Here is a 23,804-nt window from a genome sequence, read left to right as displayed (position 1 = left end):
CCGACTGGGCCGAGTTCTGGGCCTGGACCGTGAATGACTTCCTCGTCGAGAACATGCGCGCCCTCAAGGCTGGCGGTGTGCAAGCGCCCGTCACGACCAACGCCGTGGTCGGCCACTGTATCAACAATTACCTTTTCAACGCCGCCGACACGGGCCTGTTCGCCTGGACGACCTCCGATGGTCTCGACGCGCTCGGGATCGACTTCTACGTGCTCGACTTCCTCCAGGCGTACATGGGCATCCTGCGCGGGGCGGCCAACGGGCGCGAATTCTTTATCCACGAGACGAACTATTTGGACCCGCAGGCCGGTCAATTTGTGGCCATGTATTGTTTCGCCTTCGGGGCCAGCGGCACATCCTTCTGGCTTTTCGGCGATGTGCATGATGTGCCCGCCCGCGGCTCGGAAAAGATCTTTGAGGTCATCCGTGCGATGGATGACGAGGACCTCCAGCACGCGTCGTCCCCGGTCAGCGACGGGGTGGCCTTGTGGTACTCGCTCGACACGCTCTACCTCAACGATGCGCTCAGCGGCTCGCCCGAGTCGTACCTGCAGGAGGTGCAGGTCGGGGTGGCCGCGCTGACGCGCCTGCAGCGGCTCTACGATGTCTATGCCGACCGCCAGCTGCGTGAGGGCGTCCCGGCGCAGGTTCAGGTGCTCTTTGCGCCCGGTGTCGTGGCCGTGGATGATCGTGCGTTGGCCTCGGCCAAGGACTTTGTCCAGCGCGGAGGAACCCTGCTCGTGCCGCCGGACTTTGCCCGCTACGACCGCTATGGGCGGACGCGTTCGCAGGCGGACTTGGCTTGGCTGAAGAACAACCCGCATGTACAGCGTTTCGATGCCGAGGCCCTGCGCGTCCTGCGCAAGGGGATGACGGTGAAGTCGGCCGCCTGGCCCTTTAACTGGGCCGCGTTAGCACTCTCGCCTGCGCTCAAGGATATTGGAGAAAAACTTGCCGCCGCGGATGCGCCGCGTGTGCGCTATCTGTCGGCAGAGGGCGAGTTGAGCCCGCGCCAGGCTGCGCTGCGCGAGTCGGAAGAGTTTCTCTACGTCTTTGTCGATCCGTGGTCGAGCGATGTCACGGTCGAGCTTGATGGCAGCTATTCCCAGGCGCGTGAACTCTTCTCCGGGGCGAGGCTGCCGGTGACCGAGGGCGCGGGCAAAAGCCGCATCCATATCGACCAGGGGCCGGCGCTGCTGAAGCTGCCGCGTACGCGCTGATGGACTTTTTCGGATGTTGCGAGTTTCATAATCTTTTTCCGGAGCCCTGGCCTTTCGGGGGTTGGTTGCTGCCGCGCCTGCCCGCTTCCGTCCGCCATTACCTGACCGATAACGGACGGGCCGCCGCCGAAGAGGCCACCGGCGGTGAGCTGCGTTTTGTGGCCCATGACGCTCGGGTCCACCTGCGCCTCCAGTCGCTCGAGGCCGACACAGAGGTCCATCTGTACCGGGGGGATTATTTCGTCCGCTCCTGCCTGTTGAGGGCGGGAACGGTTCAGACGTTGGAGTTGGTGGAGGAAGAACGCGTCGGGCAACTGCGCGAGGCCGAGAAGATCAGCGGGCGCGTTTTTGCCGCGTCGCTCTGGCGCGTGATCTTCGGGCGAGCCCGCATCGTCCTGCATGATTTCGACAGTCTTGGGGGCGAGGTTCGCCCCCCGGTCGCCGCCGAAAAGCCTGCCTGGCAATGGTTGGCCTACGGATCGTCCATCACCCATTCCTCGTTGGCCGGCTATCCGGCGCAGGCTGGGCGACGGCTTGCTGTCGATGTACAAAACAAGGGGCTGAGCGGAGGATGCTTCGCCGAGCCTGCGCTGGCGCGGTGCTTCTGCGAAAACTGCCACTGGGGCCTGTTGACGCTCGAACTGGGCATCAACATGCGCGGCCACTTCGGCGCAGACGAGTTCGCCCGGCGCAGCCGTGCGTTTATTGAAACATGCGTGACGGCGGGCAGGGGAAAGCCCGTGGTGCTGATCACGATCCTGCCGAACGGTGCTTGCCTGCCCGGTGCCGAGCCCGAGCTGGGGCGTCGCGAGCTGGCCTACAATGCCTGTCTGCACGGACTCGCGCGTGAGTTTGACGCTGAGGGCGTCGTGCTGATCGAGGGCCGAGAGCTACTGCCCGAGCTGTCGTTGCTGAAGGCCGACCTGCTGCACCCCACGGACCTGGGGCAGGCGGTGATCGCGGAGCGGCTGGCCGTTCGGCTGGGCCCCCTCCTGGGTCAGAAAGGGGCTGCGCTCAGCCCAGAACGGGGGGCGGGCTGCTTGATGTGATACCCCTTCTTCTCTGCTTTGAGGTGATTATTTAGCCACGGATGAACGCGGATTATTTTACGCAGAAAAATCTGTGCCCATCTGTGTCATCTGTGGATAAAAGTAAACCTCTCATTTCTAAGGCGAAAGGGGATGAGTTGCTAATTGCGATCCGCCGTGATGTGCGCGCGCATGAAGTTCAGCACGTAGGGAAGCCCCTGCTCAATGGCGGCGAAGGTGTGCCCTGGGGGGACGTGGGCGACCGTCACAGGAACATCCGCGGCCTCCAGCTCGGCGACAAAGCGCTCGTTCATCTCCCGGTCAAAGGCGCGGTCGCCGATCACGACAAGCACATCGACGTTCTGGAGCTCCTTCGCACTAAGCAGAGGGTTGTATGCTTGCCAAAGCTCCGGGTCTGTCCCGAACACGCCGGTGATGACAGCGAACTTGAGCGGATTTTCCGGCGTGTCTTCGCGCGGGTAATCGACCACACCGATGATCGTGGCCAGTGCGGTGAATGCACCCGGATGCCGCAGCACGGTCTGCACACTGCCGTAGCCGCCCGCTGACCAGCCGCCGATGCCGCGCCGGGCCGGATCGGTGGAGAGGCGGTAATCCTTCGCCGTACGTTTAAACACCTCGTCCAGGTAGTCGGCGTAACGAGCCGCGGGATTGACAGGGGAGTTGATGTACCAGCCACCTTCACCGCGCGGAAGGATGATCACGTAGGGTTGCCTCAACAGTAACTGGCGGCAGGTGGGGTCATCGGTCAGGCTGTTTTCGTTACGGCCCAGTCCGTGGAGGAAAAAGAGGACGGGCCAATCGCCGCGGCTCTCGTCATAGCCCTCCGGGACGATGGCCGTGTAGGCCATGCTTTTGTCCAGCGCCCGGCTGGTGAAGCTATGGTGGCGGATGCGGGCTTCATCGGCCTCGCTCGAAGCATACAGAGGCTCGAAAGCAGGTGTGAGCAGGGCCAGGAAAAAGCAGGCGACGTGTAAGCGGGTCAGCATAAGGCGGTCTTGGGCGGGAGGGGGTCGAGATTGGCGATGAGGGTGTCCATGAGGCGGGCGGTCAGCTCGCGGCGGGTGGCTGCGTGCTCCGGGTCGTCCCAGCGATTGTGCAGTTCGTGGGGGTCGCTCTGGCGGTCGAATAGCTCTCCGCGCTCGCCGTGGCCGTGCCAGGTGAAGCGCCAGCGTCGGGTCAGCAGGGTGCGCAGGTGGGTCTGGTCCTCGATCAGAAGTTCCTCGCGTGTCGGCGCGCTGCCGTCTGCGAAGAGCGGGCGCAGGCTGCGCCCCTGCACGCCCTCCGGGATGTCCATGCCCGCGAGGTCGAGCAGGGTCGGCATCAGGTCGGTGCAGCTGCCCAAGGCCTCAAGCCGGCGGTTGCTGGCGGGCGCGCCGGGCAGTTTCCACAGGCAGGGCACGGAGGTGACGCAGCCGTGATGAGTGGCCTTGAATAGCAGGTGGTAGTCGCCCAAAAGCTCTCCATGGTCGGAAGAGAAAACGACCAAGGTGCGCTCGAGTTGGTCATGCTCCTTCAGCCAATCGAGCAAACGGCCGACCTGCTCATCGATGTGGCTGATCATGCCGTAATAGTAGGCCTTGATGCGCTGCCAGTCTTCGTCGCTGAGCTTGTGCATGCCGATGGCCTCGTGTGAGGCGCCTTCGGCGAGATACTTACGCCGGTAGCGCTCGGGGAAGTCCGCGTCCATGCCCGGGCGCCACTGTGGCAGCGGCATCTCGGCCGGATCGTAGAGCGTGTCAAAGGGCGCGGGCACGACGAAGGGATGATGCGGGTGGACGTACGAGGTCCACAGGAAAAACGGACGGACTGCGTCCTGCCGATCCAGAAACTCCAGCGAGCGATCTGTGATCCAGCTCGTCTTGCTCAGGTGAGCGGGGTAACGGGACTGCCGGGTGGTGTGCTGCGGGTAGGTGAAGCTGTGCGGATCCTCCCAAGGGTCGAAGCCGTGGGCGCGGAGCATTTCGCCGTAGGGGCCTGCGTTATGATCCTCGACGAGCATGCAGCTCTCCAGCCCGTAGAACGGCAGCTCCCACAGGGGCGGCTGCGGATCGGCGGCACCTTCGCCCGAGGCGGCTTTGAGCACGCCAGCCTTGTCGCCGGGGCGGTAGTTCCACTGGGGGCGAAAGTGGAGTTTGCCCGCCGCGCCCGTGTGGTAGCCGTTGCGCCGCAGGACCTCCATAAAGGTCAACTCGTGCAGAGGCAGAACCGTGCCGTTGGCTTTCAACCCGTGGGCCGAGGGCATGCGCCCGGTAGCCCAACTGGCGCGGTTGGGCGCGCAGACGGGGCAGGCCACGTGCATGTCGTCGAGCTGGATCGACTGCGCCGCCAGGCGGTCGATGTTGGGCGTGCGGATGACCGGGTTGCCGTAGCAGCCGAGCGCGTCCCTGCGCAGTTGGTCACAGGTGATGAAAAGGATGTTCGGGGCGTCGGGGCGCATAGGCGGTAACGGACGGGCTTGGCTGGTCGTTTTCTAACGGGTGCCGGCGGGGCGGCGCTCCGGAATGTAGATGCCCGCGCCGTTCTCGGCAAGCGCGTTACCCACGGTCTCCCCGTGCAGGTCACCGACGTCTTGGCGGCGACTCTGGGCGAGGGCTGCGGCGTGCCCGGCAGCTTGCCCCATGGACATGGCGGTGGCGGTAACACGGCTGGAGGCCGCCGCCTGGCGGGTGGCGGAGTGGCAGCGCCCGGCGACCAGAAGATTGTTGACTTCAATTGGAAGCAGGCTGCGGTAGGGGATCTGGTAGGGGCCCGGCCAGTAGGGCTTGTAGTCCTGGAAATCGCCGGGGGTGGCGGAGTTTGGATGCACGTCCATGTACCAGGTGCCCGTCGCCACGGCATCGTCGAAAACGGTGTGCCCGAGGATATCGTCCTCGTGCAGACGGTAGCGGCCTTGCAGGCGCCGGGTTTCGCGCACACCGATGAAGGGACCGGAGGTGACGAAGTACGCATCCTCGAAACCGGGGACGTCTTTTTTCCAGCGCTCAAACATGAGCCAACTGTCGCGGCGACCTTCGATCTCGGCCCGGCTGAGGTCAAAAGCATCGCTGGCATCGCCGTTGATGCGAATGGCATGCACGTCGATCTCGTCCGGGGCGTAGTGGCACTCGAAGTGCGGGCCGTAAAAGGCCTTGAGTTCCCCGGACCGGGCCGCCTGCTCACAGACAGTCTGCATCTGCGCTTTCATGCTGGGGTGGGGGTGTACGTTGCCGATGCGAAAGTGCAGGGTCATTGGCATCAGCGGCGTGGATTTTTCCACCGCGCACTCCGCGAGCCAGGCCAGGTCGGCGTCCCCCGTGGCGTCGATATAGCTCCGCGCCTCAATCGGATACAGCCCAGTCTTGGCGGCGACGGATACACGGGCAATACGGCCTTCGCGCACGGTTGCGTCACAGACCGTGCCGGTGTAGAGGATGCGCAGACGCGGGCCACATTCGGTCAGCATGGCATCGGCCACTCGCTTGAACTGCTCGGTGCTGGGGATCAGCACGGCGGCTGGGGAGTGCTCTTCGCGTAAGCGGGGGGATATGTCCGTCGCCCGTTGCGCGTCGGGGGCGCAGCCCCCCATGCGGCTGAGTATTTCCACGGGGATGCCACGCGTGACGATCGCGCCGCTGTCCGGATCGACAAGCCCGTCGAGGTAGGGCAGACCCACGGCGGTGACAATCCCCCCCGCGAAAGGCGCTCGCTCGACCAAAATCACGTCGCAACCTTTACGGGCGGCGGCGAGGGCGGCGGCCAAGCCGGCACAGCCTCCGCCGGCGACGAGAACGTCAGTCTTCAGGCTCTGCTTGTGCTGCGGCATGCCTTTAGACTTTACACCGGCCACCCCGATTCAGATAGTCTGTAAATTTCCCCTTATTAGTCTCTGCTTGCTGTGAGTCCGACCTCAGATACCACCGATAAACGCCAGTCCAAGTTGGCTGCGGGAGAGTCCCTGCTGGAGCGGCTCTGTGTGCTCGTCGAGGATGCCGGGGTGCTCCGGCTTAATTTCGAGGACCTCACCGGGATCACATTCGACATCCCGGAACTGCGCCTGACCTCGCGCTTCCGGATGCATAACTGCGCGTTCTGCAATCAGGCCCGGCATACGCGCCAAAGCCACGCCGACTGCATCAAGAACAAAATCCTGACCAACACGCTGGCGCGTAAGCGTGGGCAGGGCTTCGTCGGCCAGTGCCACCTGGGCGTCACCGATATGGTCGAGCCCCTGTTTTTCTGCGACCGGCTGATGGGCGTCTTTTACTACGGCTCCGTGCTGCTCCGGGGGACCCGTGAGCTGGCCCGCCGCCGGATTATGAAGTATTGCCAGCGCCGGCAGTTCTCTCCCGACGCCTACCTTCACGAGCTTAACCACCTGCCGGAGATTACGCCCGAGAGTGTGCCGGTTTATCGGGAAAGACTGCGACTGGTCTGTGATTTCACCCTCAGTACGGTCAAGGCCAGCGGGCTGCCCCTGTCGCGCTACCGCACGGAGATGAACACGCAGTTTCTCAACAACCACCATTCCTTCTCCCCGCTCGTGCAGTCGGCCATGCGCCATGTGCACCGGCACTACGAGGATGAGCTCTCGGTGGAGGGGATCGCGCAGAGCCTCAAGTGCCACCCGACCTACCTCAGCCGGACGTTTAAGGAAAACGTCGGCTTCGGCCTGGCTGAGTACATCAAGCGTGTGCGTATTGACCACGCCATTCAGCTCCTGATCATGGACCGTTTCAGTGTGGGAGAGATCTGCTATTTCGTCGGGTTTCAGGACCAGAGTCACTTCGGCAAGGTTTTTCGGCATTTCGTCGGCATGACCCCGAATGCCTTCCGCGAGCACTGCCGGGCCGGAGAGCCGCCCGTCAGCCTGAGCCTCTCCACTCCCTTGCTGAGCCACGTCAACAGCCTCTAGGCCCCCCTTGTCGTCGCCTGGGCTGTACTGAGCATGGACGGTGAGGAGGCCTCGCGGGGAGCCCCTCTATGCGCGTGTGTCGGGGGCGCAGGGCGACGCACCCGTTGCCGGGAGGGGATACCGGTAAATGCTCAATGGATGTTGAAATCCGACTAAAAGCCCGATGGGTGCAGACTAGAGCGGAGCAGGATGGAAGATTATGATGCGTGAACGGCCGTCGGTCGCGTTCTTTAACCTCATTTCCGCGTGATACCCCTGTGCCATTACCGCTGAACCGTTTTATGATGTATCCGTCCGAGCATGACGGCTGCGCATGGGGTTCGGGTGGCGAGGTCATTGAGGGGGGATGAAGTGACGGTGCAGGAACAGCCCACGCACGACGGAAACCGCGGTCTCGCTCCCTGAATCCATGAAAAGTGTCCCTATGAAACATCTGAATATCCCTGCCTCGCGTGTCCCGGTTTGGACGCAGGCCGATGTCGTTGTCTGCGGCGGAGGCGTCGCCGGTATCACTGCGGCCATCTCGGCGGCGCGCCACGGCGCAGATGTCCTCCTGCTGGAGAAGATGCCGACGGTCGGCGGCATGGCCACGAACGGGCTCGTCAATATCTGGCACACCAGCGACTGCACCCGGCAGGTCATCTTCGGACTGGTACAGGAGATGATCGAGCGCGGGGGCGAGGGCGTGCACCGCTATGAAGATTTTCCCGACCGTCCGGACACCCACTGGTTTGACCCCGAGGTGATGCGGCTCGTTTTTGAATCCGCCTTGCGTGAAGCGGGGGTGCGTGTCGTCTGCAATGTCATGCCGGTGGAGACCGTGGTCGAGGCAGGACGCGTACAGGCCGTGCTCGTCGATACCAAGCGCGGCCGGCGAGCCGTGCTCGGGCAAGTCTTTGTCGATGCCAGCGGCGACGGCGACATCGCGGCCAACGCCGGCGTGCCTTACCACTATGGACGTCCGGAAGATGGCTGTGTGCAGGGGGCCACGCTGATGTTCACGCTGGAGGGGGTGGACGTGGAGGCGAACCGCCGCGCCGACCCGGTTCGGATCGCGCGTGAGGTCCGGCACATGGAGCTGGAGGCGGCGCAGGGGCGCTTCCCGCCTTTTAACAACAAGGTGCTCGAGATCAACCTCGCCGGGCACGCGGGCAACCACTATCCCTTTAACATCGCACCGGCGGCTGGGAACCCCGTGGACGAGGAGGAACTCACCCACATGATGATGCGTGCGCGGGCCTTTCTGCCGCGCTACCTTGAGCGATGGCGTGCGTGCATCCCCGGCTATGCGCACGCACAGATTGAGCAGACGGCGGCGTGCCTGGGTGTGCGCGAGAGCCGCCGCATCCAGGGCCGCTCCACCCTCGATCGCGAGATGGTACTCGGTGCCCGGAAACAGCCCGACGCGATCGGCCACGGTGTGTGGATGATCGATATCCACGACCCCAAGGGCACCGGCTACACGACCTGGTCCGAGGGCGACCACTCGCACCATGTGCCCGCTGGCAAGAGCTATCACGTCCCCTTTGGGATGTGCCTGAACGACCGCTTTGAAAACCTCGCCGTGGCCGGACGCTGTGCCTCCTCTACCCACGAAGGGCATGCCTCGGTGCGCCTCCAAACGCACTGCATGATGATGGGGCAGGGGGTCGGTACCGCCGCGGCCCTCAGTCTCGAGAACGGCGGCGACCTCAACCGCGTGGAGATCGAGCGGCTCCAGCGTGCGCTGATCTCAGACGGCGTTTTGCTGGAAGATATCCCTGTCGCAGCCTGTTAGCTTGATCTCATTGCGGGCGCAGAGACGATTTCGTCGCCATGGATGATATTAATAAGATAAAATGACTTAAATTATTTAAATACCTTGGATGCATTTCCCGTTCAGGGGCGCGTCCGGGGTATGGAAAGTAAGCGATGCACACGATTGATTGGATTTTTGTTACCATCTCCTTGTTGATTGTTTTGGGGATTGGCATTTTTACCCAACGTTACATGCGCAGTGTGGCGGACTTCATGTCCGGCGGGCGTGTGGCGGGCCGTTATCTGCTGGCTGTCTCCAAGGGTGAGATGCAGGCCGGGGCCGTCGTTTTCGCCGCGAGCTTCGAGGTCATTGCCCGGGCGGGCTTTACCTGGACCTGGTGGCAGTGGATCAACATCCCGGTGGGCCTGCTGGTGGCGACGACAGGCTTTGTCGTGTACCGCTACCGCGAGACGCGGGCGATGACGCTGGCCCAGTTTTTTGAAATCCGTTATAGCAAGCGCTTCCGGGTTTTTACCGGTTTTTTGGGCTTTTTTGCCGGGCTGATCAATTTCGGAATCATCCCGGTGATCGGAGCAAGGTTTATCACGACGTACGTGGGACTGCCGCCGGTGATGCCTTTCATGGGGCTTGAGGTCGGAACGCACCTGCTGGTGATGGCGTTGCTATTGTCCATCACATTGTTTCTGACCTTGGCCGGGGGACAGATCACGGTCATGGTGACGGACTGTATCGAGGGCATGCTCTCGCAGGTACTCTACCTGCTCATCATCGGCAGCCTGATTTACATGTTCAGTTGGTCGGAGATTACGGACGTGCTGGCAGACCGGCCCGCCGGTCACTCGCTGCTGAACCCCTTCGACTCGATGAGCCTGGAGGACTTCAACCTCTGGTACGTCCTGATGGCAGCCTTTACCAGCGTGTACGGGACGATGGCCTGGCAGAACCAAAGCGCATACAACTCCGCCGGACTGACGCCGCACGAGAACCGCATGGGCAATATCCTGGGGCGCTGGCGCGAGTACGGGAAGCAGGCGCTGGTGTACCTGTTGGCCATCTGCGCGATGACATACCTGCTGCACCCGGACTTCGCCGAGCAGGCCCGGCAGGTCATGCACGAGCTCTCGCTCATCCCCGGAGAGCAGTCGCAATCGCAGATGCGCATCCCGCTGGCAGTTTCGCACATGCTGCCCGTCGGGGTCAAGGGCGCCTTCTGCGCGATATTGATCATGGGCATCTTCGGCTGCGACTCAACCCACCTGCACTCCTGGGGGAGTCTGTTCGTGCAGGATGTGCTCGTCCCTTTGCGCAAGCGGCCCTTCGGCCCGAAGCAGCACATCCGGGTGTTGCGCCGCTCCATCGCGGCGGTGGCGGTGTTTGTCTTCATCTTCGGCGCGGTCTTTCCGCAGACGGAGTTCATCGTGATGTGGTGGTCGATCACGATGGCGATCTATGTCGGCGGGGCCGGAGCCGTCATCATCGGCGGGCTCTACTGGAAAAAGGGAACGACGGCGGGCGCCTGGGCGGCCCTGCTCACCGGGTCGACCCTGAGTGTGGGGGGGATCATTACCCGCACGGTGCTCCAGGGGGACTTTCCGCTCAACGGGATGCAGATTTCCTTTTCCTCCAGCCTGATCGCCATCGGGGTGTATGTGGTGGTCTCACTGCTGACGTGCCAAGAGGACTACAATATGGAGCGGATGCTCCACCGCGGGGCGTACGAGCAGCTGGGGGAAAAGGTCGGCGAAACCCGTGCCAGCACGCCCAATCGCCCCCGCGGCCTGCTGGCCCGCGCCGTTGGTATCGACGAGAACTTCACCCGTGGGGACAAGTGGATCGCCGTGAGCCTGCTGCTGTGGGGCGTGATCTGGTTCGCCATCTTCGCCGTGGGGATCACCTGGAACCTGCTCGATCCCTGGTCCGTGGAGACCTGGAAAACGTTCTGGCACGTGGTCGGGATCGGCATCCCGGTGGTCATGTCACTGGTTACGGCGGTTTGGTTTACCTGGGGCGGCACGCGCGATATTTTTCGGCTCTTTCAGCATCTGAAAACACAAGTCGTAAACGAACTCGATGACGGGACCGTGGTCGGCCATCAGAACCTCGACGAGGCCGTTGCCACACGGACGGGAGGGGATAAGCATCCTGATTGAGTTTAGGCCACTTCCGTTAACCTTACCGTGATCGCTTGCTTGCGAGCTACGATGGGAGCGGGTTGACGCGGAAGGGCTTTGCCCGGCGCGAGGGAGTGGCCTATAACACGCTTGTGTACTGGCTCAAGCAGCGTCGCGAGCGCAGTCAGGCAGGTGGAGGCGGCGAGTCTAAACCTCTTTTCGATGAGGTGACGGTGCCGACCTGTGCCGCCTCTTTGCAGGAGGTGTGTTTGCCGGACGGGCTGGTCTTGCGCGGGGGCGATGCGCAGTCGCTGGCGGCGTTGGTCAAGGCGTTGCGATGCTGAGCCTGCCCCATCAGCTTCGTGTCTTCGCGGCGGTGGAGCCGGCGGACATGCGCAAGCAGTGTGACGGGCTGTGGGCGGTGGCGCGGGATCACTTGGGCGAAGACCCCAAAGGCGGGGCGCTGTTCGAACAAGACGCGCAACCGCCTAAAACTGCTGTACTTTGACAGGACAGGGGTGTGGGTGTTTGCCAAGCGCATCGAGCAGGGGCGGCTGAGCTGGCCGATCGGCAGCGACTCGAGCAAGCTGGCGATCACCCCGGCGGCGCTTACGATGCTGATGAACGGCAGCTACGCCTCGGCGGGCCTGTTGGCCTGGATCGTTTTGAGCAAATACGTGCAGCACCAGCCGCTTTACCGCCAGGAAAAAGTCTCGGCCACATTCTTCATCGGTCACCCAGAGGCCGGCCAACGCTCCGCCATCATCTACTCCATCGTCGTCTTCTGCCAGCGCCACAACATCGAACCCGACGTCCTCTCACGCCTCCCAAACATGACCAATCAGGACGACATCAGTGCTCTGTCACCAGCAAAATGGTCACCATCATAAACCCCAATCGTTACCAGCGAGAAGCCCCAATGGTAACCAACGAGAGATGCCGAACATTACCAATCGAAATCAAGAGGGATGCTCAATGGGCGCTTGCGATTAAGGCATAAAAAAGCCCTCCCGGGCAGGGAGGGCGAAAAGTGATGGTGGAGCCGATCGGGATCGAACCGACGACCTCGTCATTGCGAACGACGCGCTCTTCCAACTGAGCTACGGCCCCACGAATGAAAGAGAACACGTATGAGGAGTGTTGGGCCGAAGGTCAAGGCAAAGCCTGCGAAGAATATTAAAGAACTCAGTCAGAAAATTTACGCGACGAGACTGCCCTGGCCGGAGTCTATTGATCCGCCAGTAATGTTTCCTTCCGGTGACAGTTGGGCGAGGGTGCGTATTTAAAGGACATAAGGGCTTGTCAAGGGGCCTGCTTTTGCCCATACACGGCGGGATAGCCATATTGTAAAACTATGCAAAAGACCCTGATTATTCTGAAACCCGACTGCATGGAGCGCAAGCTCTGGGGCATCGTGCTGGACCGTTTCGCCAAGGTGGATCTCGATATCGTCGCCTGCAAAATGATGAAGCTGGACCAGGCCGTCCTGCGCGAGCACTACTCCCATATCGCGGACAAGCCGTTTTTCCCGGAAATTGAGAACTTCATGAGCTCGCGTCCCGTGATCGCCATGATTCTGAAGGGACCCGAAGCGATCAGCCGTGTGCGTTCTATCCTCGGGCCGACCGACTCCAAAGCTGCCCCGGCTGGCACCATCCGCGGCGATATGGGTGCGGACAAGATGTTCAATCTCGTCCACGCCTCCGACAGCCCCGAGGCGGCGGAAGCCGAAATCGAACGCTTCTTTGGCGGCGACCCGATTTTTGAATAAGACCCTGCGGGCGGCAGCAGCTTTGCTCGTGATTTGCGTCCCTTTTCAAAATCTCTTTTCAACCGGCGTCAGTGTGAACGACGCCGGTTTTTTGTGCCTTCGTTGCATGCCTTTCCTGCCACAAAGGGCAAAACCATCATTGGCTGGCCCAGTTTTGATGCTTTGCTCAGCGATTACTGAAAACAGAGGCTCTGTTTTCAGTAATCGCTGACACGATGCGCAGCAAAAATGTCGAGTGCGGACACGCACCGCGGGTGCGGGCTGCGTAAGCCCGCGAATATTGCGGCGAAAAGCCTGGGGGGACAGGTGCGGCTTAGCTGTCGCTTTCGTTGGCACCGAGCTTCATCTGCATGGTGCCGGGGGAGCTCTTCATGCCGCCGGCTTCCTTGAGGAAGTACTTGATATAGGCGTTCTTGCGCAGGCGTTCGATCCAGCGTTGCTGGGCCTGGCGGGAGAGCTGCGCGGTGATTTCCTGTTCGATTTCGCCGCGGACTTTTTCCAGCTCCTTGATCCCGGCGGTGCGTTTTTCCTTCACCTCCAGGATGTAAATGTAGTCGCCGACCGCGATGGGCTGGGAGTGCTGGCCCTCCTCAAGCGCGAAGGCCTGTTCGGCCAGGGCCGGGATAAGGTCGTCGCGGCTGATCCAACCCCAGTCGCCGCCCTCGTCCCGCTTGTCGTCCTGGCTGTAGGTCTTGGCCAGTTCGGAGAACGACTCGCCCGCTTCGAGCTTCTGAACGATCTCGTTGGCGGTCTGGTTGAGCAGGTCGGGGTTTTCGTCGGCGATGGGCACGAGCATGATCAAGCCCAGGTTGACGCCTTCCTCCTCGAAGTAGCGGCTCTTGTTCTTCTGGTAATACTCCTCGATCTTGCGGGGGCTGACGGCGGTCTGCGATGGCAGGGACTGCATGCGCATGTAGGAGACGATGATGTCGTCCTTCAACTCGTCGCGGAAGTCCATCTCACTCTTGCCCTGAAGGCGGAGGAACTCAAGGAAGGCCGAGCGGTCGCCGTTGAACTCCTTGGTGATGTAGTCGTCGAACTCCTTTTGCAGGTAAGTGTCGGGGATGTGGGCACCCTTGTCGTAGAAGTCGCGGATGATGAGGATGCGGTCCACGAGGTTCTGGAGGATTTCGCGGGTGACGACGGCGATGTTTTTATCGAAGTCGGTGCGCGTACGCGAATTCATCCGGATCTGCGGGATGAGCGGGGTGACCTCCTTACGCAGTTCCTCCAGGGTGATGATCTTGTCTTCGACCTGAGCGGCGATGCCGTTGGTGAACTGGACGTCCCACTCCTTCTTTTGGGGGGCGATCAATTGCGCGTGCAGCCCGAGCGCCGTTAACATGAGGCAGGCGCCAAGGGTGAGGGTGGAAATTTTCATCGGTTGGGAAATGGCAATCGTGCCGGGAAAGTTACAGGCCAGTCAGGTAAGCTGGCAGGTTTTAAGAAATGTTCTAATTTCGTTCAACTTAGGGAGCGGTTTTTTCGCGGTCAAGCGGGGAAAGCGGTTACCGACTTTTACAAAAGCCGGTTCACGCGAACCCGCCAGGCGGCATTTGAGGCGGTTCCCTTCTGTTTCGACGAGGCTGATGCCTTTTCGTTCAGCCAGGCAGCGAATTTCCGTCATTTTGAGCAGGTAGTCCACGCTCGCGGGCACGGGGCCGAAGCGGTCCTTCATCTCGGCGGCGGCCTCGGAGATCTGCTCCAGGCTGGAAGCCAGGGCGAGGCGGCGGTAGAAGTCGATGCGCAGGCGTGCCTCCCCGATGTAGCTGACGGGGATGAAGGCCTCGACGACTTCGCCGCGCTGATCGGCCAGCTCGTCGGCCTTGAGCGCGTGAAAGCGGTCGGGTGTCTCGGCTGGGTCCTCGCCGTCGCGGTACTCGCCCACGAGCACGAAGTCGAGCCGTACGTTGGCGCGGATGAGGGCGGCGGTGCTGTCGCCCTTGAGCCGGGCCACGCTCTGGCGCAGCAGTTGGCAGTATAAATCAAACCCGACCCCGGCGATGTGGCCGCTCTGCTGGGCGCCGAGGATGTTGCCCGCGCCGCGCAGCTCCAGGTCGCGCATGGCGATGCGGAACCCGGCCCCGAGCTGGTTGAACTGCCGGATCGCGCCGAGGCGCTTGCGGGCCACGTCGAGCAGACGGGTGTGGCGGTGGAGCAGGAGGTAGGCGTAGGCCTGGCGGTTAAAGCGCCCGACGCGCCCCCGGAGCTGGTAAAGCTGCGAGAGCCCGAAGCGGTCCGCCCCCTCGATGATGATGGTGTTGGAGTTGGGGATATCGAGGCCGGACTCGATAATGGTGGTGGAGACGAGCACGTCGAACTCGCCCGCCACGAAGCGCGTCATGACCTTTTCCAGTTCGCCTTGCTCCATCTGGCCGTGGCCGACGCCGATGCGCAGGTCGGGCATCATCTCCTGCAGGCGGCGGGCCACCACGTCGATGGTGGTGACGCGGTTGTGGAGGTAAAAGACCTGGCCGCCGCGCCGGACCTCGAACTCGATGGCCTCCTGAACCAGCTTGGGGTCGTAGGCTTTGACAATGGTCTGGATGGGCAGGCGGTCGCGTGGGGGCGTCTCGATCACGCTCATTTCGCGGGCTCCGACCAGCGCGAAGTAGAGGGTGCGCGGGATGGGGGTGGCGCTCATGCTGAGCACGTCGATGTCGTGCCGCATGATCTTGAGCTTCTCCTTCTGGCGCACGCCGAAGCGGTGCTCCTCGTCGATCACGAGCAGTCCGAGGTCGCGGAATTTTACGGAACTACCGAGCAGGCTGTGGGTGCCGACCACGATGTCGATGTCGCCCTGCTTGAGCTGGCGTTTGATTTCGCTCTGTTGCCGGGCGGTGCGGAAGCTGCTGAGCATTTCGACCGCGATCGGGTAGTCGGCGAAGCGCTCCTTGAAGTTGGTGAACATCTGCTGGCACAGCACCGTGGTCGGGAGCATGACGGCGACCTGTTTGCCGTCGAGCACGGCCTTCATGGCGGCGCGCAGGGCCACCTCGGTTTTGCCGAAACCGACGTCGCCGCAGATGAGGCGGTCCATCGGCAAGGGCTTTTCCATGTCGGCCTTGGTCTGGTCGATGGCGGTGAGCTGATCGGGCGTCTCGCGGAAAGGGAAGGCGTCCTCAAAGGCGTGCTGCCAGGGCTGGTCGGAGGAAAAGGCGTAGCCGGGCCGCGAATTGCGCTCGGCCTGGAGCGAGAGTAATTGGGCGGCGAGGTCGAGGGTGGCGCGTTCGGCGGCGCGGCGGGTTTTGTCCCAGGCGTTAGTGCCGAGGCGACCAAGTTTGGGAGAGCGCTTGGTCAGGCCGACATAGCGGCTGAGCAGGTGGCTCTCGTGCAGGCGCACGTGCAGGGTGATCCCCTCGTCAAACTCCAGCGAGATGACTTCCTCTTCCTTGCTCCCGGTGTTGAGCCGTTGCAGGCCCCGGAAAATGCAGACACCGTGCTGGAGGTGCACGAGGTAGTCGCCGTTGGCCAGCTCCGAGAAGTCCAGCAACTGGTCCACCTGCTGGCGCTCGGGCAGCTTGCGGCGGCGGCGGCTGACGTAGAGCCGCTGGCGGCCCGCGATCTCGGATTCGGTCGCATAGACGTGCTTTTCCTCGCCGTCGGCCAGCCGGAAGCCTTCGGGCAGGTTCCCTTGTAAAAAGTCGGCCTTGATCCTTTTCGCGGTGGGCGACTCGGCCAGAATTTCCCGCAGGCGGGTTTCCTCGCCCTCGGTGCGACAAACGAAATGCACCCGGTGGCCCTGGGTCTGCCAGTCGGTGATTTGGGCAAGGAATTTTTCCCGGGACGTGTTCCCGGCCTCCAGGCGGACAACGCCGAGCTTGTCCGTGTCGGCAAAGGTCCGGTAGCCCTCCAGCGACTCCGAGGCGACGGCGCGGGTGGGGGTGCTTTCCGGAAAAAGGTTCTGGCGGGCCTCCACGTCGGTCAGGCCGAGCCACTCGTCGTCCTGCCCGGCGCGGCGCTTGATCACGGTCTGGAAACTGCGGGCGGGCGCGGCGATGTTTTCCGGGATCTGGAACAGGTCGGCAAAGGCGCTCTCCAGCTTGTCGGGCTGGCGCAGTATCCAGCGGACGCGGGCCGGCAGGTAGTCGAGCAAGGTGCCCTTGCGGTGCGTGTCGAGTCCGGCCTGGGCCGAGGCGATGACGAGGCTCGGCACCGTTTCCTCGGAGCGCTGGGTGGTCGGGTCAAAGGTGCGGATGGACTCGATCTCGTCCCCGAAGAAGTCGATTCGCAGCGGGGCGGTGGCGTTGAGCGGGTAAATGTCGATCAATCCGCCGCGAACGGAAAACTGCCCCGGCGTTTCGCAGATGGCTTCGGAGTCGTAGCCCAGCTCGGCGCCGAGCCGCTCGGCCAGGCCGGTCAGAGAGACGCGCTGGCCGGGCCGGAGCTTAATTTGGCCCCGGGCCATTGCCTTGGGGTCGGGGCAGGCCTGGAGCAGCGCCGCGGGGGTAGCCGCGATTACGATGGGGCTGGCCGGTTCCTCCAGCGGGTTTTGGCGCGGGGCGGCTTCGCGCAGGGAGGTGAGGGCGGCGATCACGTCGCAGCGCAGTTCAAAGGCGCGCGGGTCGTCGTCTTCCAGGCCTCCGAGGTCGGGCAGGCGCTCCAGCCGGGGTGCGGGGCGCCCGCTCCACTTGGCAAACAGCTCCAGCGCGTCCATCCAGCTTTCAATCGCCCGCCATTCGTGGGCGAGCAGGACGGTAACGGGGACCGGGTCGCGGGCCAGCAACTCCTCGGTCAGCGCGGGCACGGCGGCATCCGCCGCGCCGGTGACAAGCAGGGTTTTAAGGGAATCGGGCAGGCAGACGGGCTTCATTCAATGGCGGGAGCGGGCAGCCAGGTGACGGGCTGGTCTTCGACGGTGAACCGTAGGGCTTGCGGGAACTCCCGGCTGAAGGCGTGCTTGCCCTCAGTGTCGAAGACCATGAGCACGCGGTGTTGACCAGCGGTGAACGGCGGCGTTTGGCCGCCGGAGAGTTTGACCTCCTCGCCATCCACGGCGGCGAAAATCACGGGGAAGCCACTGGCGATCGTTAAGGAACCGGCAGCGGGCATCTCGATGTCGGCCACGGCGGCGTGCATATTCAGGCTGTTGGCGTTGTTGTCGTCCCAGCGGGCGGTGAAGGCCCAGGCCTTGTCCCCGAAGACCGGTGCGATCTCGACCCTGTCCGGCCCGCCCTCGATTACGAGTTGCTGGGTGAAAACAGGGATGTTGTAGCTGGTCTTCGCGTGCGCGGAGGGAGTGGCGAAAAGGCTAGCAGAGGCGAGGGCTACGGCGGTCAGCGACAGCTTTTTATAACAAAAAACGGATGTGCGGGCGTGGGTCATGATGCTGGTGATGGGAGCGTTAAGCGTCCGTTCCGTCGGGACGCCTGTCTGCGGATGAGACCAGTCATCCCTCCCATCGTGCGTTCATTGGGGCAAGAGTCCAGCTACGAAACCGGTTCGGCGGGCGTTTTTACCAGCTTTTGCAGGGCTTCGCGGGCGGCGTTTTCCTCGGCGTCCTTTTTGGAGCGGCCCCGGCCCATGCCGAAGACCCGGCCCCCGATGCGCAGTTCCATGATAAAGGTTTTGCTGTGGTCGGGGCCCTCGGCGTGGACCAGGTCGTACTCGATGGGCGTGTCCGGGTTTTCCCGCTGGATGTGTTCCTGCAACCGGCCCTTGGGGTTGTCGTCAGAGAGGAGTTCCTCGGTGCGGGCTTTGACATCGCCATACCAGGGCAGGACGGTGCGCCGGGCGGTCTGGAAATCGCTGTCCAGGTAGATCGCCGCCACCACGGCCTCCAGCGCGTCCTCTAGGCTGGAGATACGTTCGCGGCCCCCGGCTTTCTCCTCCTGCTCGCTCAGGCGCAGGACCTCGTGCAGGCCCAGTTCGCGAGCAATCGCCGCCAGGTGCTCGCCCTTGGCCAGCGCCGAACGTGCCCGCGCCAGGTGGCCTTCGCGTTCGCCGGGGAAGAGCTTGAACAACTGTTCGGCCAGGACCAGCGCCAACACCGAGTCCCCGAGGAACTCCAGTCGCTGGTTGTGCCAGCCGGAGCCGTCCGCCAGCAGCGAAGGGTGGGTCAGCGCACGCTCCAGCAGCCCGGTATCACGGAAGTGATAACCGATGCGTTCCTGGAAGTGTTGGAGGTCGTCGGACATGGGGATTTAGCTCACTTGGATTAACCGCAGAGGCTGAATTGTTAAATGGTTCATTGTTTAATGGCCGCATCCTTCCTCGCTTCAACCATTAACCCTTTTCTTCCTCTGTGTTCTCTGTGTCCCCTGTGGTTTAAATCAAGAAAACTCACTTTAGCCCGAAGCGCTTGATAAACTCCTTGGCGAATTTCTTGTAGGCGTGCGAACCGGCTCCGAGGCGTTCGTACTCGAAGATCGACTGCCCGAAGCTGGGGGCCTCGGAGAGGCGGACGGTGCGCGGGATGTGGGTGTCGAAGACCAGTTCGCCCAGGTGTTCCTTGACTTCCTGCACGACCTGGCGGGAGAGGTTGGTGCGCTTGTCGTACATGGTCATGAGGATGCCGCCCACGGCCAGGTTGGGGTTGACGCCCGCGCTGGTGAGTTGGTCAACCACGCCCATGATCTGCCCGAGGCCCTCCATCGCTAGGTACTCGCACTGGAGCGCGACCAGCAGGTAGTCGGCGGCGGCCAGACCGTTCATGGAAATCATGCCCAGGGCGGGCGGGCAGTCCAGGATGATGGCGCGGTACTTGCCGCTCTCGCGCAGGGGCTTGAGGACTTCGCGCAGGCGTACGAGGTAGTCCTCCTGCTGTCCCAGTTCGATCTCGATGGCGGCGAGGTCCACCTCGCTGCCGATGAGGAAAAGATCTTTCTGGCGGGTCTCGATAACGCGCTCTTCGGCGGCTCCGTCCCCGTGCAGCGCGCCGTAGAGGCTGGAGCCGGGCGTCTTCTCGAAGCCCAGAGCGCTGGTGGCGTTGGCCTGCGGGTCGAGGTCGATCAGCAGGGTGGGGACTTTGCGTTCGGCCAGGGCCCAGCCGAGATTGATCGCGGTGGTGGTCTTGCCGACTCCGCCTTTCTGGTTGGCGATGGAAAATACGGTACAGCTCATATCGGAGGGGGAAATTAGTGGGGCCAGATTCTGGCTGAAACCGCCCCTTGGCAAACATTTTGCTCGTTTCGGTGAAAAACCGCTTGAAAGGTTGCGATGTTTACGCAGACTAACCTGTTTTTCGCACGGGGTGCGGTAGCCAAGTGGTAAGGCCGGAGTCTGCAAAACTCCTATACGGCGGTTCGATTCCGCCCCGCACCTCCAATTTTTTACCCGTGTGCCGGAAAGGGCCAAGCCCCTCGCGGAAAAAGCGAACCCCTTTCTGTCTGGTTGCGGGCTTTCTTGAAAATCGCCTTGCCTGCCGCCGCTGCCGCGCAAAGCATGGGGTTATGTCAAAACGCTCTGTCCGCCGCTTCCTTTTACGCGCGCTCCTGCTCGTGCCTTTTGTTTTCATCGCCGCCTGCGATGAGAACGTCGAGGGTGCCCCCAGCTTTTACCTGGAGATGGGGAACTCCTACAACACGCTGGACAAGGGCATGGAAATGTCGCTCGACAAGAGCGGCCTGCGCTACACGGTCTTCGCCCAGCCGATCATCCAACCCTGGAACGTGCTCAATGCCGAACTGGTCAAGGTCGATTCGGGCAAGCTGGCCTTCCGCTTTTACTTCGACGACGAGGGGCAGCGCGAACTGTACCGCACCTCCGTCACCAACATGGGGCGCATGATCGTCACGGTGATCGACGGCAAACCCATCGGTGCCCGCCAGATCGACGGTCCCATGCAGGGCGGGCTTTTCTACACCTTCACGGAACTGACAGACGAGGAGGCGATGGAGCTGCTGCCCAAGATGCAGGAGGCCATCAAAAAGATTAACCAGATGAAGCGGGACTGATCCGAATCATGGGGATGGACAAGCGCCTCCGGGCCGGTTTCGCGCTCCTGTTCCTGCTGGCCTGCGGCAGTGCCTGGGCGCAGCAGGGGAACCTGATTCCCGTCTATTGGCCGACGCCGGACGGGGAGTATTTTCAGACCGGCGACATCATGCCGCTGCTTCAGCCGACCGCATCGGGCCGTCCCGAGAGCGGCCTTTACGGGCTCGTGCGCAACGGAGGCACGCGCTTCCACGAGGGGATCGACCTCAAACCGATGGGCCGCGACCGCAACGGCGAGGCCACCGACCCGATCTACGCCGCGATGGCCGGGCGCGTGGCCTATGTTAACCGCATCGCCGGGAACAGCGGCTACGGCCGTTATGTCGTGATCGAGCATACGCAGCTGGATGTGCCCGTTTACACCCTTTACGCGCACATGGCCGACATCGACTCGCGGATTCAGGCCGGGGTCCAGGTCGAGGCCGGAGGGCGGCTGGGCCGGATGGGGCGCTCTGCCGGGGGCTATTCCATCCCCAAGAGCCGCTCGCACCTGCACTTTGAGATTGGCCTGCGCGACTCGAACCGCTTTCAGGATTTTTATAACTACAAGCGCTACGGCGGCAAAAACCAGCACGGCAACTACAACGGCATCAACCTCACCGGCATGGACCCGCTGCGGTTCTTCGAGCGGGCGCGCACCGGACGGCTCACCAGCATGCGCGAGCTGATCCAGTCGCAGCCGGTGGCCTTTACCTTGCAGGTTTCAACCCGGCAGGCACCGGACTTTATCACGCGCTACCCGGCGCTGCTGACTCAGCCCATCCCGGCACAGGGCCTGACCGGATGGGAGATCGACTACACCTCCGAAGGCATGCCGATCCGCTGGACACCGCTCACGTCGGAAGATGTCGGCACCCGCCGAGAGGGCGACATCGCCCTGCTCAATTACAACGAGGAAGCCCTCTCCCACAACAACCGCGACACCCTCCTCATTAAAAACGGCAAGCCCTCGCTCGGCTCCGGCCTCAAGAACAGCCTCCAGTTGATCTTCGGCTTTCGCTGATGCGGGGACAGAAAAGACGTATCTATTGGATGTCTGCCAGCAGTTCGGGACTGTGGGAGGGAATAGTGAATTATATTGAATCCTGGCGTCATCATCGTTAATGGTAAAAGGGCCCAATGAGAGCCCGTTCGATTTCGTTTTACGTTGCCTGGCTTGCCATTGCCTTAAACGGCTGTTGGCTGGCGCTGGTCTTGTTCGGGATCGTCCATACGCTGTTGAGTCAGGGGCTCGAATTTGAGGCGCTGTTGTTGTCTTTGGCCCCTCTTTTATTCGCGGTCCCGATGGCCGTTGGGCTTGTCTATGCGGTTCGCCTGTTGAAGCGTCCGCAACCGGACAACATCAAATGGACCGTCGGTGTCCTGGCTTACACGGGGATTTTTTGGACGATCGGGAGTTTCTCGAAGGCATTTTTTACGCTGGGCGGTGGGCCGATGCTCGCGTTGGCCTTGAGCATGGGGGTGTTTCTGGCGGGTTACCTTTTCTGCTGTAAAACTCTCATCAACCGGGAAACCGGCACGCGGGTGGGACTGATTGACTTGATGACCAAAGAGTACCTTTTCTTCGTGTCTCTGGCGCTGTTCATTCTGCTGATTCAGCTCACGATTAAAGAGCGTCCTCTAAAAGCGGAGGACATCGGGATCTGGCGGTTGATTGCCCACCTGCTTCCGTTTGTCCTGCCAGTCGTGTTTTACAAGACGGTCAATGCCTGGGTTGCGAAGCGCCGGCAGGGCCCGTGTCGGCAGATGCACGCCGCTGCGGATGGCCAGCCTCATGAATGAGGCTCGCTTTTTTGCCCGGCTCAATTTCCGCGCATACGGGGCGATTTCCAGGCGGCGGCGAACATGAAGCTGGCCAGCACCATGAGCCCGGCGCAGAGCAGGCCGATGCCGGGCGCGGTAAAATGCGCCAGCACCCAGTAGCCGATGAAGGGAGCCGCCGTGCCGCGAACGCCGGTCAGGGCGGTGTGGGCACTCATGTAGGTGGAGACCTTGTTGGTTGGGGCGAGCTTCGTTACCCAGAGGGTCCAGGCGATGTTGCCCCCGCCCATGGCCATCCCGATAAAGGCCATGCCCAGCCCGAGGAAAAACAGCGAATGGCTGTTGTAGTAGATCAGGAACGAGGCCATGAAGCAGCAGTTGATCAGGATACGCCAGGAGATGAAGTTCATCCGGTCGAAGAGGAAGCCCCAGACCTTGGTGCTGAGCATGCGGGAGGTCATCGGGACGATGAACGTGATGAGCGAGATCTCGAAGTTGCTTGCGTTGATGCCGTACTTGGGATCGGCCATGTACTCGATGCGCACCGGGATCGTCATCAGGTTGGTCGCGCCCATCAGCATCCAGCACAGCAGCAGCCAGCCGAAGAGCTTGTCCTGCCATATGACGGACAGGCTTTTGATCGGGTTGGCGTTGGACTTTGGGTCGAGCTGCTGGGAAGGGATACGGCGCACGATGGCCGCGCTGATTACGCATGCCGCCGCCATCCCCGCCAGAATGAACGGATAAATCGTAATGTCGTGGTCGAGTGCCTTGCCTCCGAGCCAACCCGCAGTGATCCCGCCCAGCGAAAGCAGGATCAACACGGTGGAGACTTTGCCGCCGCGCTCGCCGGGTCGGTAGTTGGCCGAGTAGATCTGGATCAGCAGCGGGGGGTTTTGCACATACATGATATTGGCCGCGATGAAGAAGCCCAGAAACAGCGCCAGCGAGGGTGAGAGCATCGCCCCGGTGATGCAGGCCGCGCAGGTCAGCATGATGTACGAGATCAGGCGTGAAGCGTTTTTCTGCGTACGCCCGCAGGCCGAAACCGTGAGTATGTTGAAAAACAGCCCGATAAAGGCCGCCGCCGGCAGCAGCGCCTTGAGGTAGTCGGGCATGTCGAAATGCCGGATCGCGATGATGAGCGAAAACGTCACCCAGCCCGGCTCCAGCAGCCCGTAGAAAAAGCCCCGCCAGCGGTCGTAGAAATACGTCTGCCTGGCCGCTTCCCGGTCCGCCCCGTCAATGGGCAGGGGGGCGGGAATGGGCTCGGCAGGCATGGCGGATCAGGGTTGAATCAACCG

Annotated in this window: 21 protein-coding genes and 2 tRNA genes; 13 read left to right on the top strand and 10 right to left on the bottom strand. The window is 62.3% G+C overall.

What is annotated here, in order from left to right; genetic code table 11:
* Together H5P28_RS08355 and H5P28_RS08350 are read left to right on the top strand one after the other, a co-directional pair.
* Positions 1-1,220, top strand: a 1,220-nt coding sequence (locus tag H5P28_RS08355) for a hypothetical protein (protein WP_185675252.1), incomplete at its 5' end; no start/stop codon positions are given.
* Complete coding sequence (locus H5P28_RS08350; RefSeq protein ID WP_185675251.1) at positions 1,220-2,269, top strand: SGNH/GDSL hydrolase family protein; 1,050 nt, start codon at positions 1,220-1,222, stop codon at positions 2,267-2,269. The genes H5P28_RS08355 and H5P28_RS08350, both read left to right, overlap by 1 nt.
* Positions 2,270-2,409: 140 nt before the next feature.
* On the opposite strand, the gene H5P28_RS08345 is transcribed toward H5P28_RS08350, so the two are convergent.
* The 3 genes from H5P28_RS08345 to H5P28_RS08335 are packed head-to-tail and all read right to left on the bottom strand — an operon-like array spanning position 2,410 to position 6,074.
* Entirely contained in the window at positions 2,410-3,258 is an 849-nt protein-coding gene (locus H5P28_RS08345) for an alpha/beta hydrolase (protein ID WP_185675250.1), read from the bottom strand.
* Positions 3,252-4,709: a sulfatase family protein gene (locus tag H5P28_RS08340; protein WP_185675249.1), complete on the bottom strand. Its 1,458-nt coding sequence runs from the start codon at positions 4,707-4,709 to the stop codon at positions 3,252-3,254. The genes H5P28_RS08345 and H5P28_RS08340 overlap by 7 nt, the downstream gene beginning before the upstream one ends.
* A gap of 33 nt (positions 4,710-4,742) precedes the next feature.
* Positions 4,743-6,074 (bottom strand): FAD-dependent oxidoreductase, encoded by a 1,332-nt coding sequence (locus tag H5P28_RS08335; protein WP_185675248.1) that lies wholly within the window; start codon positions 6,072-6,074, stop codon positions 4,743-4,745.
* Positions 6,075-6,146: 72 nt separating this feature from the next.
* Here H5P28_RS08335 and H5P28_RS08330 point away from each other — a divergent pair, with 72 nt between their 5' ends.
* From H5P28_RS08330 to H5P28_RS20105, 6 genes are all read left to right on the top strand, one after another.
* Complete coding sequence (locus H5P28_RS08330; protein ID WP_185675247.1) at positions 6,147-7,163, top strand: helix-turn-helix domain-containing protein; 1,017 nt, start codon at positions 6,147-6,149, stop codon at positions 7,161-7,163.
* 424 nt (positions 7,164-7,587) lie between these two features.
* Positions 7,588-8,940 (top strand): FAD-dependent oxidoreductase, encoded by a 1,353-nt coding sequence (locus tag H5P28_RS08325; RefSeq protein ID WP_185675246.1) that lies wholly within the window; start codon positions 7,588-7,590, stop codon positions 8,938-8,940.
* 134 nt (positions 8,941-9,074) lie between these two features.
* A complete protein-coding gene (locus H5P28_RS08320) occupies positions 9,075-11,072 on the top strand; it encodes a sodium:solute symporter family protein (RefSeq protein ID WP_185675245.1) in 1,998 nt (665 codons plus the stop codon).
* A 35-nt stretch (positions 11,073-11,107) separates the two neighbouring features.
* Positions 11,108-11,377, top strand: a complete 270-nt coding sequence (tnpA, locus tag H5P28_RS08315; RefSeq protein ID WP_185675244.1) for an IS66 family insertion sequence element accessory protein TnpA — start codon at positions 11,108-11,110, stop codon at positions 11,375-11,377.
* Positions 11,371-11,541, top strand: a complete 171-nt coding sequence (locus H5P28_RS19730; protein ID WP_246455934.1) for a hypothetical protein — start codon at positions 11,371-11,373, stop codon at positions 11,539-11,541. The genes tnpA and H5P28_RS19730 overlap by 7 nt, the downstream gene beginning before the upstream one ends.
* Positions 11,542-11,557: 16 nt before the next feature.
* On the top strand, positions 11,558-11,923 hold the full coding sequence (locus H5P28_RS20105) for an IS66 family transposase (RefSeq protein ID WP_425504448.1): 366 nt from the start codon (positions 11,558-11,560) through the stop codon (positions 11,921-11,923).
* 144 nt (positions 11,924-12,067) lie between these two features.
* On the opposite strand, the gene H5P28_RS08305 is transcribed toward H5P28_RS20105, so the two are convergent.
* Positions 12,068-12,143: transfer RNA gene (locus H5P28_RS08305), tRNA-Ala, on the bottom strand.
* A gap of 244 nt (positions 12,144-12,387) precedes the next feature.
* On the opposite strand from H5P28_RS08305, the gene H5P28_RS08300 reads away from it, so the two are divergent.
* A complete protein-coding gene (locus tag H5P28_RS08300) occupies positions 12,388-12,804 on the top strand; it encodes a nucleoside-diphosphate kinase (protein WP_185675242.1) in 417 nt (138 codons plus the stop codon).
* A gap of 313 nt (positions 12,805-13,117) precedes the next feature.
* On the opposite strand, the gene H5P28_RS08295 is transcribed toward H5P28_RS08300, so the two are convergent.
* The 5 genes from H5P28_RS08295 to H5P28_RS08275 form a co-directional block, all read right to left on the bottom strand.
* Positions 13,118-14,185: a peptidylprolyl isomerase gene (locus H5P28_RS08295; RefSeq protein ID WP_185675241.1), complete on the bottom strand. Its 1,068-nt coding sequence runs from the start codon at positions 14,183-14,185 to the stop codon at positions 13,118-13,120.
* Between the two features lie 42 nt (positions 14,186-14,227).
* Entirely contained in the window at positions 14,228-17,617 is a 3,390-nt protein-coding gene (gene mfd, locus H5P28_RS08290) for a transcription-repair coupling factor (protein WP_185675240.1), read from the bottom strand.
* Positions 17,614-18,129, bottom strand: coding sequence for a hypothetical protein (locus tag H5P28_RS08285; protein ID WP_185675239.1), 516 nt, complete (start codon positions 18,127-18,129; stop codon positions 17,614-17,616). The genes mfd and H5P28_RS08285 overlap by 4 nt, the downstream gene beginning before the upstream one ends.
* 104 nt (positions 18,130-18,233) lie before the next feature.
* Entirely contained in the window at positions 18,234-18,941 is a 708-nt protein-coding gene (gene rnc / locus H5P28_RS08280; RefSeq protein ID WP_185675238.1) for a ribonuclease III, read from the bottom strand.
* 145 nt (positions 18,942-19,086) lie between these two features.
* Positions 19,087-19,866, bottom strand: a complete 780-nt coding sequence (locus H5P28_RS08275) for a ParA family protein (protein WP_185675237.1) — start codon at positions 19,864-19,866, stop codon at positions 19,087-19,089.
* Between the two features lie 129 nt (positions 19,867-19,995).
* On the opposite strand from H5P28_RS08275, the gene H5P28_RS08270 reads away from it, so the two are divergent.
* The 4 genes from H5P28_RS08270 (at position 19,996) to H5P28_RS08255 (ending at position 22,521) form a co-directional block, all read left to right on the top strand.
* Positions 19,996-20,070: transfer RNA gene (locus tag H5P28_RS08270), tRNA-Cys, on the top strand.
* Positions 20,071-20,195: 125 nt separating this feature from the next.
* The gene (locus H5P28_RS08265) at positions 20,196-20,699 is read left to right on the top strand and encodes a hypothetical protein (RefSeq protein ID WP_185675236.1); all 504 of its coding nucleotides are present in this window, start codon (positions 20,196-20,198) and stop codon (positions 20,697-20,699) included.
* A 14-nt stretch (positions 20,700-20,713) separates the two neighbouring features.
* A complete protein-coding gene (locus tag H5P28_RS08260; RefSeq protein WP_185675235.1) occupies positions 20,714-21,742 on the top strand; it encodes a M23 family metallopeptidase in 1,029 nt (342 codons plus the stop codon).
* A 116-nt stretch (positions 21,743-21,858) separates the two neighbouring features.
* A complete protein-coding gene (locus tag H5P28_RS08255) occupies positions 21,859-22,521 on the top strand; it encodes a hypothetical protein (protein ID WP_185675234.1) in 663 nt (220 codons plus the stop codon).
* Positions 22,522-22,541: 20 nt separating this feature from the next.
* Here H5P28_RS08255 and H5P28_RS08250 read toward each other — a convergent pair whose 3' ends face one another.
* Entirely contained in the window at positions 22,542-23,780 is a 1,239-nt protein-coding gene (locus H5P28_RS08250) for an MFS transporter (RefSeq protein ID WP_185675233.1), read from the bottom strand.
* Between the last annotated feature and the right edge of the window lie 24 nt (positions 23,781-23,804).

Origin of the sequence: Ruficoccus amylovorans, from assembly GCF_014230085.1 — a bacterium.
In the GTDB taxonomy this organism is placed as follows: domain Bacteria; phylum Verrucomicrobiota; class Verrucomicrobiia; order Opitutales; family Cerasicoccaceae; genus Ruficoccus; species Ruficoccus amylovorans.
This window is presented reverse-complemented; position numbering and strand designations above follow the sequence as displayed.

What these genes read in the sequence shown, in the direction of transcription:
- H5P28_RS08350 (WP_185675251.1), top strand. Translation starts at nt 1,220, where the DNA reads ATGGACTTTTTCGGATGTTGCGAGTTTCATAATCTTTTTCCGGAGCCC.
- H5P28_RS08345 (WP_185675250.1), bottom strand. Translation starts at nt 3,258, where the DNA reads ATGCTGACCCGCTTACACGTCGCCTGCTTTTTCCTGGCCCTGCTCACA.
- H5P28_RS08340 (WP_185675249.1), bottom strand. Translation starts at nt 4,709, where the DNA reads ATGCGCCCCGACGCCCCGAACATCCTTTTCATCACCTGTGACCAACTG.
- H5P28_RS08335 (WP_185675248.1), bottom strand. Translation starts at nt 6,074, where the DNA reads ATGCCGCAGCACAAGCAGAGCCTGAAGACTGACGTTCTCGTCGCCGGC.
- H5P28_RS08325 (WP_185675246.1), top strand. Translation starts at nt 7,588, where the DNA reads ATGAAACATCTGAATATCCCTGCCTCGCGTGTCCCGGTTTGGACGCAG.
- H5P28_RS08320 (WP_185675245.1), top strand. Translation starts at nt 9,075, where the DNA reads ATGCACACGATTGATTGGATTTTTGTTACCATCTCCTTGTTGATTGTT.
- H5P28_RS19730 (WP_246455934.1), top strand. Translation starts at nt 11,371, where the DNA reads ATGCTGAGCCTGCCCCATCAGCTTCGTGTCTTCGCGGCGGTGGAGCCG.
- H5P28_RS08300 (WP_185675242.1), top strand. Translation starts at nt 12,388, where the DNA reads ATGCAAAAGACCCTGATTATTCTGAAACCCGACTGCATGGAGCGCAAG.
- H5P28_RS08295 (WP_185675241.1), bottom strand. Translation starts at nt 14,185, where the DNA reads ATGAAAATTTCCACCCTCACCCTTGGCGCCTGCCTCATGTTAACGGCG.
- mfd (WP_185675240.1), bottom strand. Translation starts at nt 17,617, where the DNA reads ATGAAGCCCGTCTGCCTGCCCGATTCCCTTAAAACCCTGCTTGTCACC.
- H5P28_RS08285 (WP_185675239.1), bottom strand. Translation starts at nt 18,129, where the DNA reads ATGACCCACGCCCGCACATCCGTTTTTTGTTATAAAAAGCTGTCGCTG.
- rnc (WP_185675238.1), bottom strand. Translation starts at nt 18,941, where the DNA reads ATGTCCGACGACCTCCAACACTTCCAGGAACGCATCGGTTATCACTTC.
- H5P28_RS08275 (WP_185675237.1), bottom strand. Translation starts at nt 19,866, where the DNA reads ATGAGCTGTACCGTATTTTCCATCGCCAACCAGAAAGGCGGAGTCGGC.
- H5P28_RS08265 (WP_185675236.1), top strand. Translation starts at nt 20,196, where the DNA reads ATGTCAAAACGCTCTGTCCGCCGCTTCCTTTTACGCGCGCTCCTGCTC.
- H5P28_RS08260 (WP_185675235.1), top strand. Translation starts at nt 20,714, where the DNA reads ATGGACAAGCGCCTCCGGGCCGGTTTCGCGCTCCTGTTCCTGCTGGCC.
- H5P28_RS08255 (WP_185675234.1), top strand. Translation starts at nt 21,859, where the DNA reads ATGAGAGCCCGTTCGATTTCGTTTTACGTTGCCTGGCTTGCCATTGCC.
- H5P28_RS08250 (WP_185675233.1), bottom strand. Translation starts at nt 23,780, where the DNA reads ATGCCTGCCGAGCCCATTCCCGCCCCCCTGCCCATTGACGGGGCGGAC.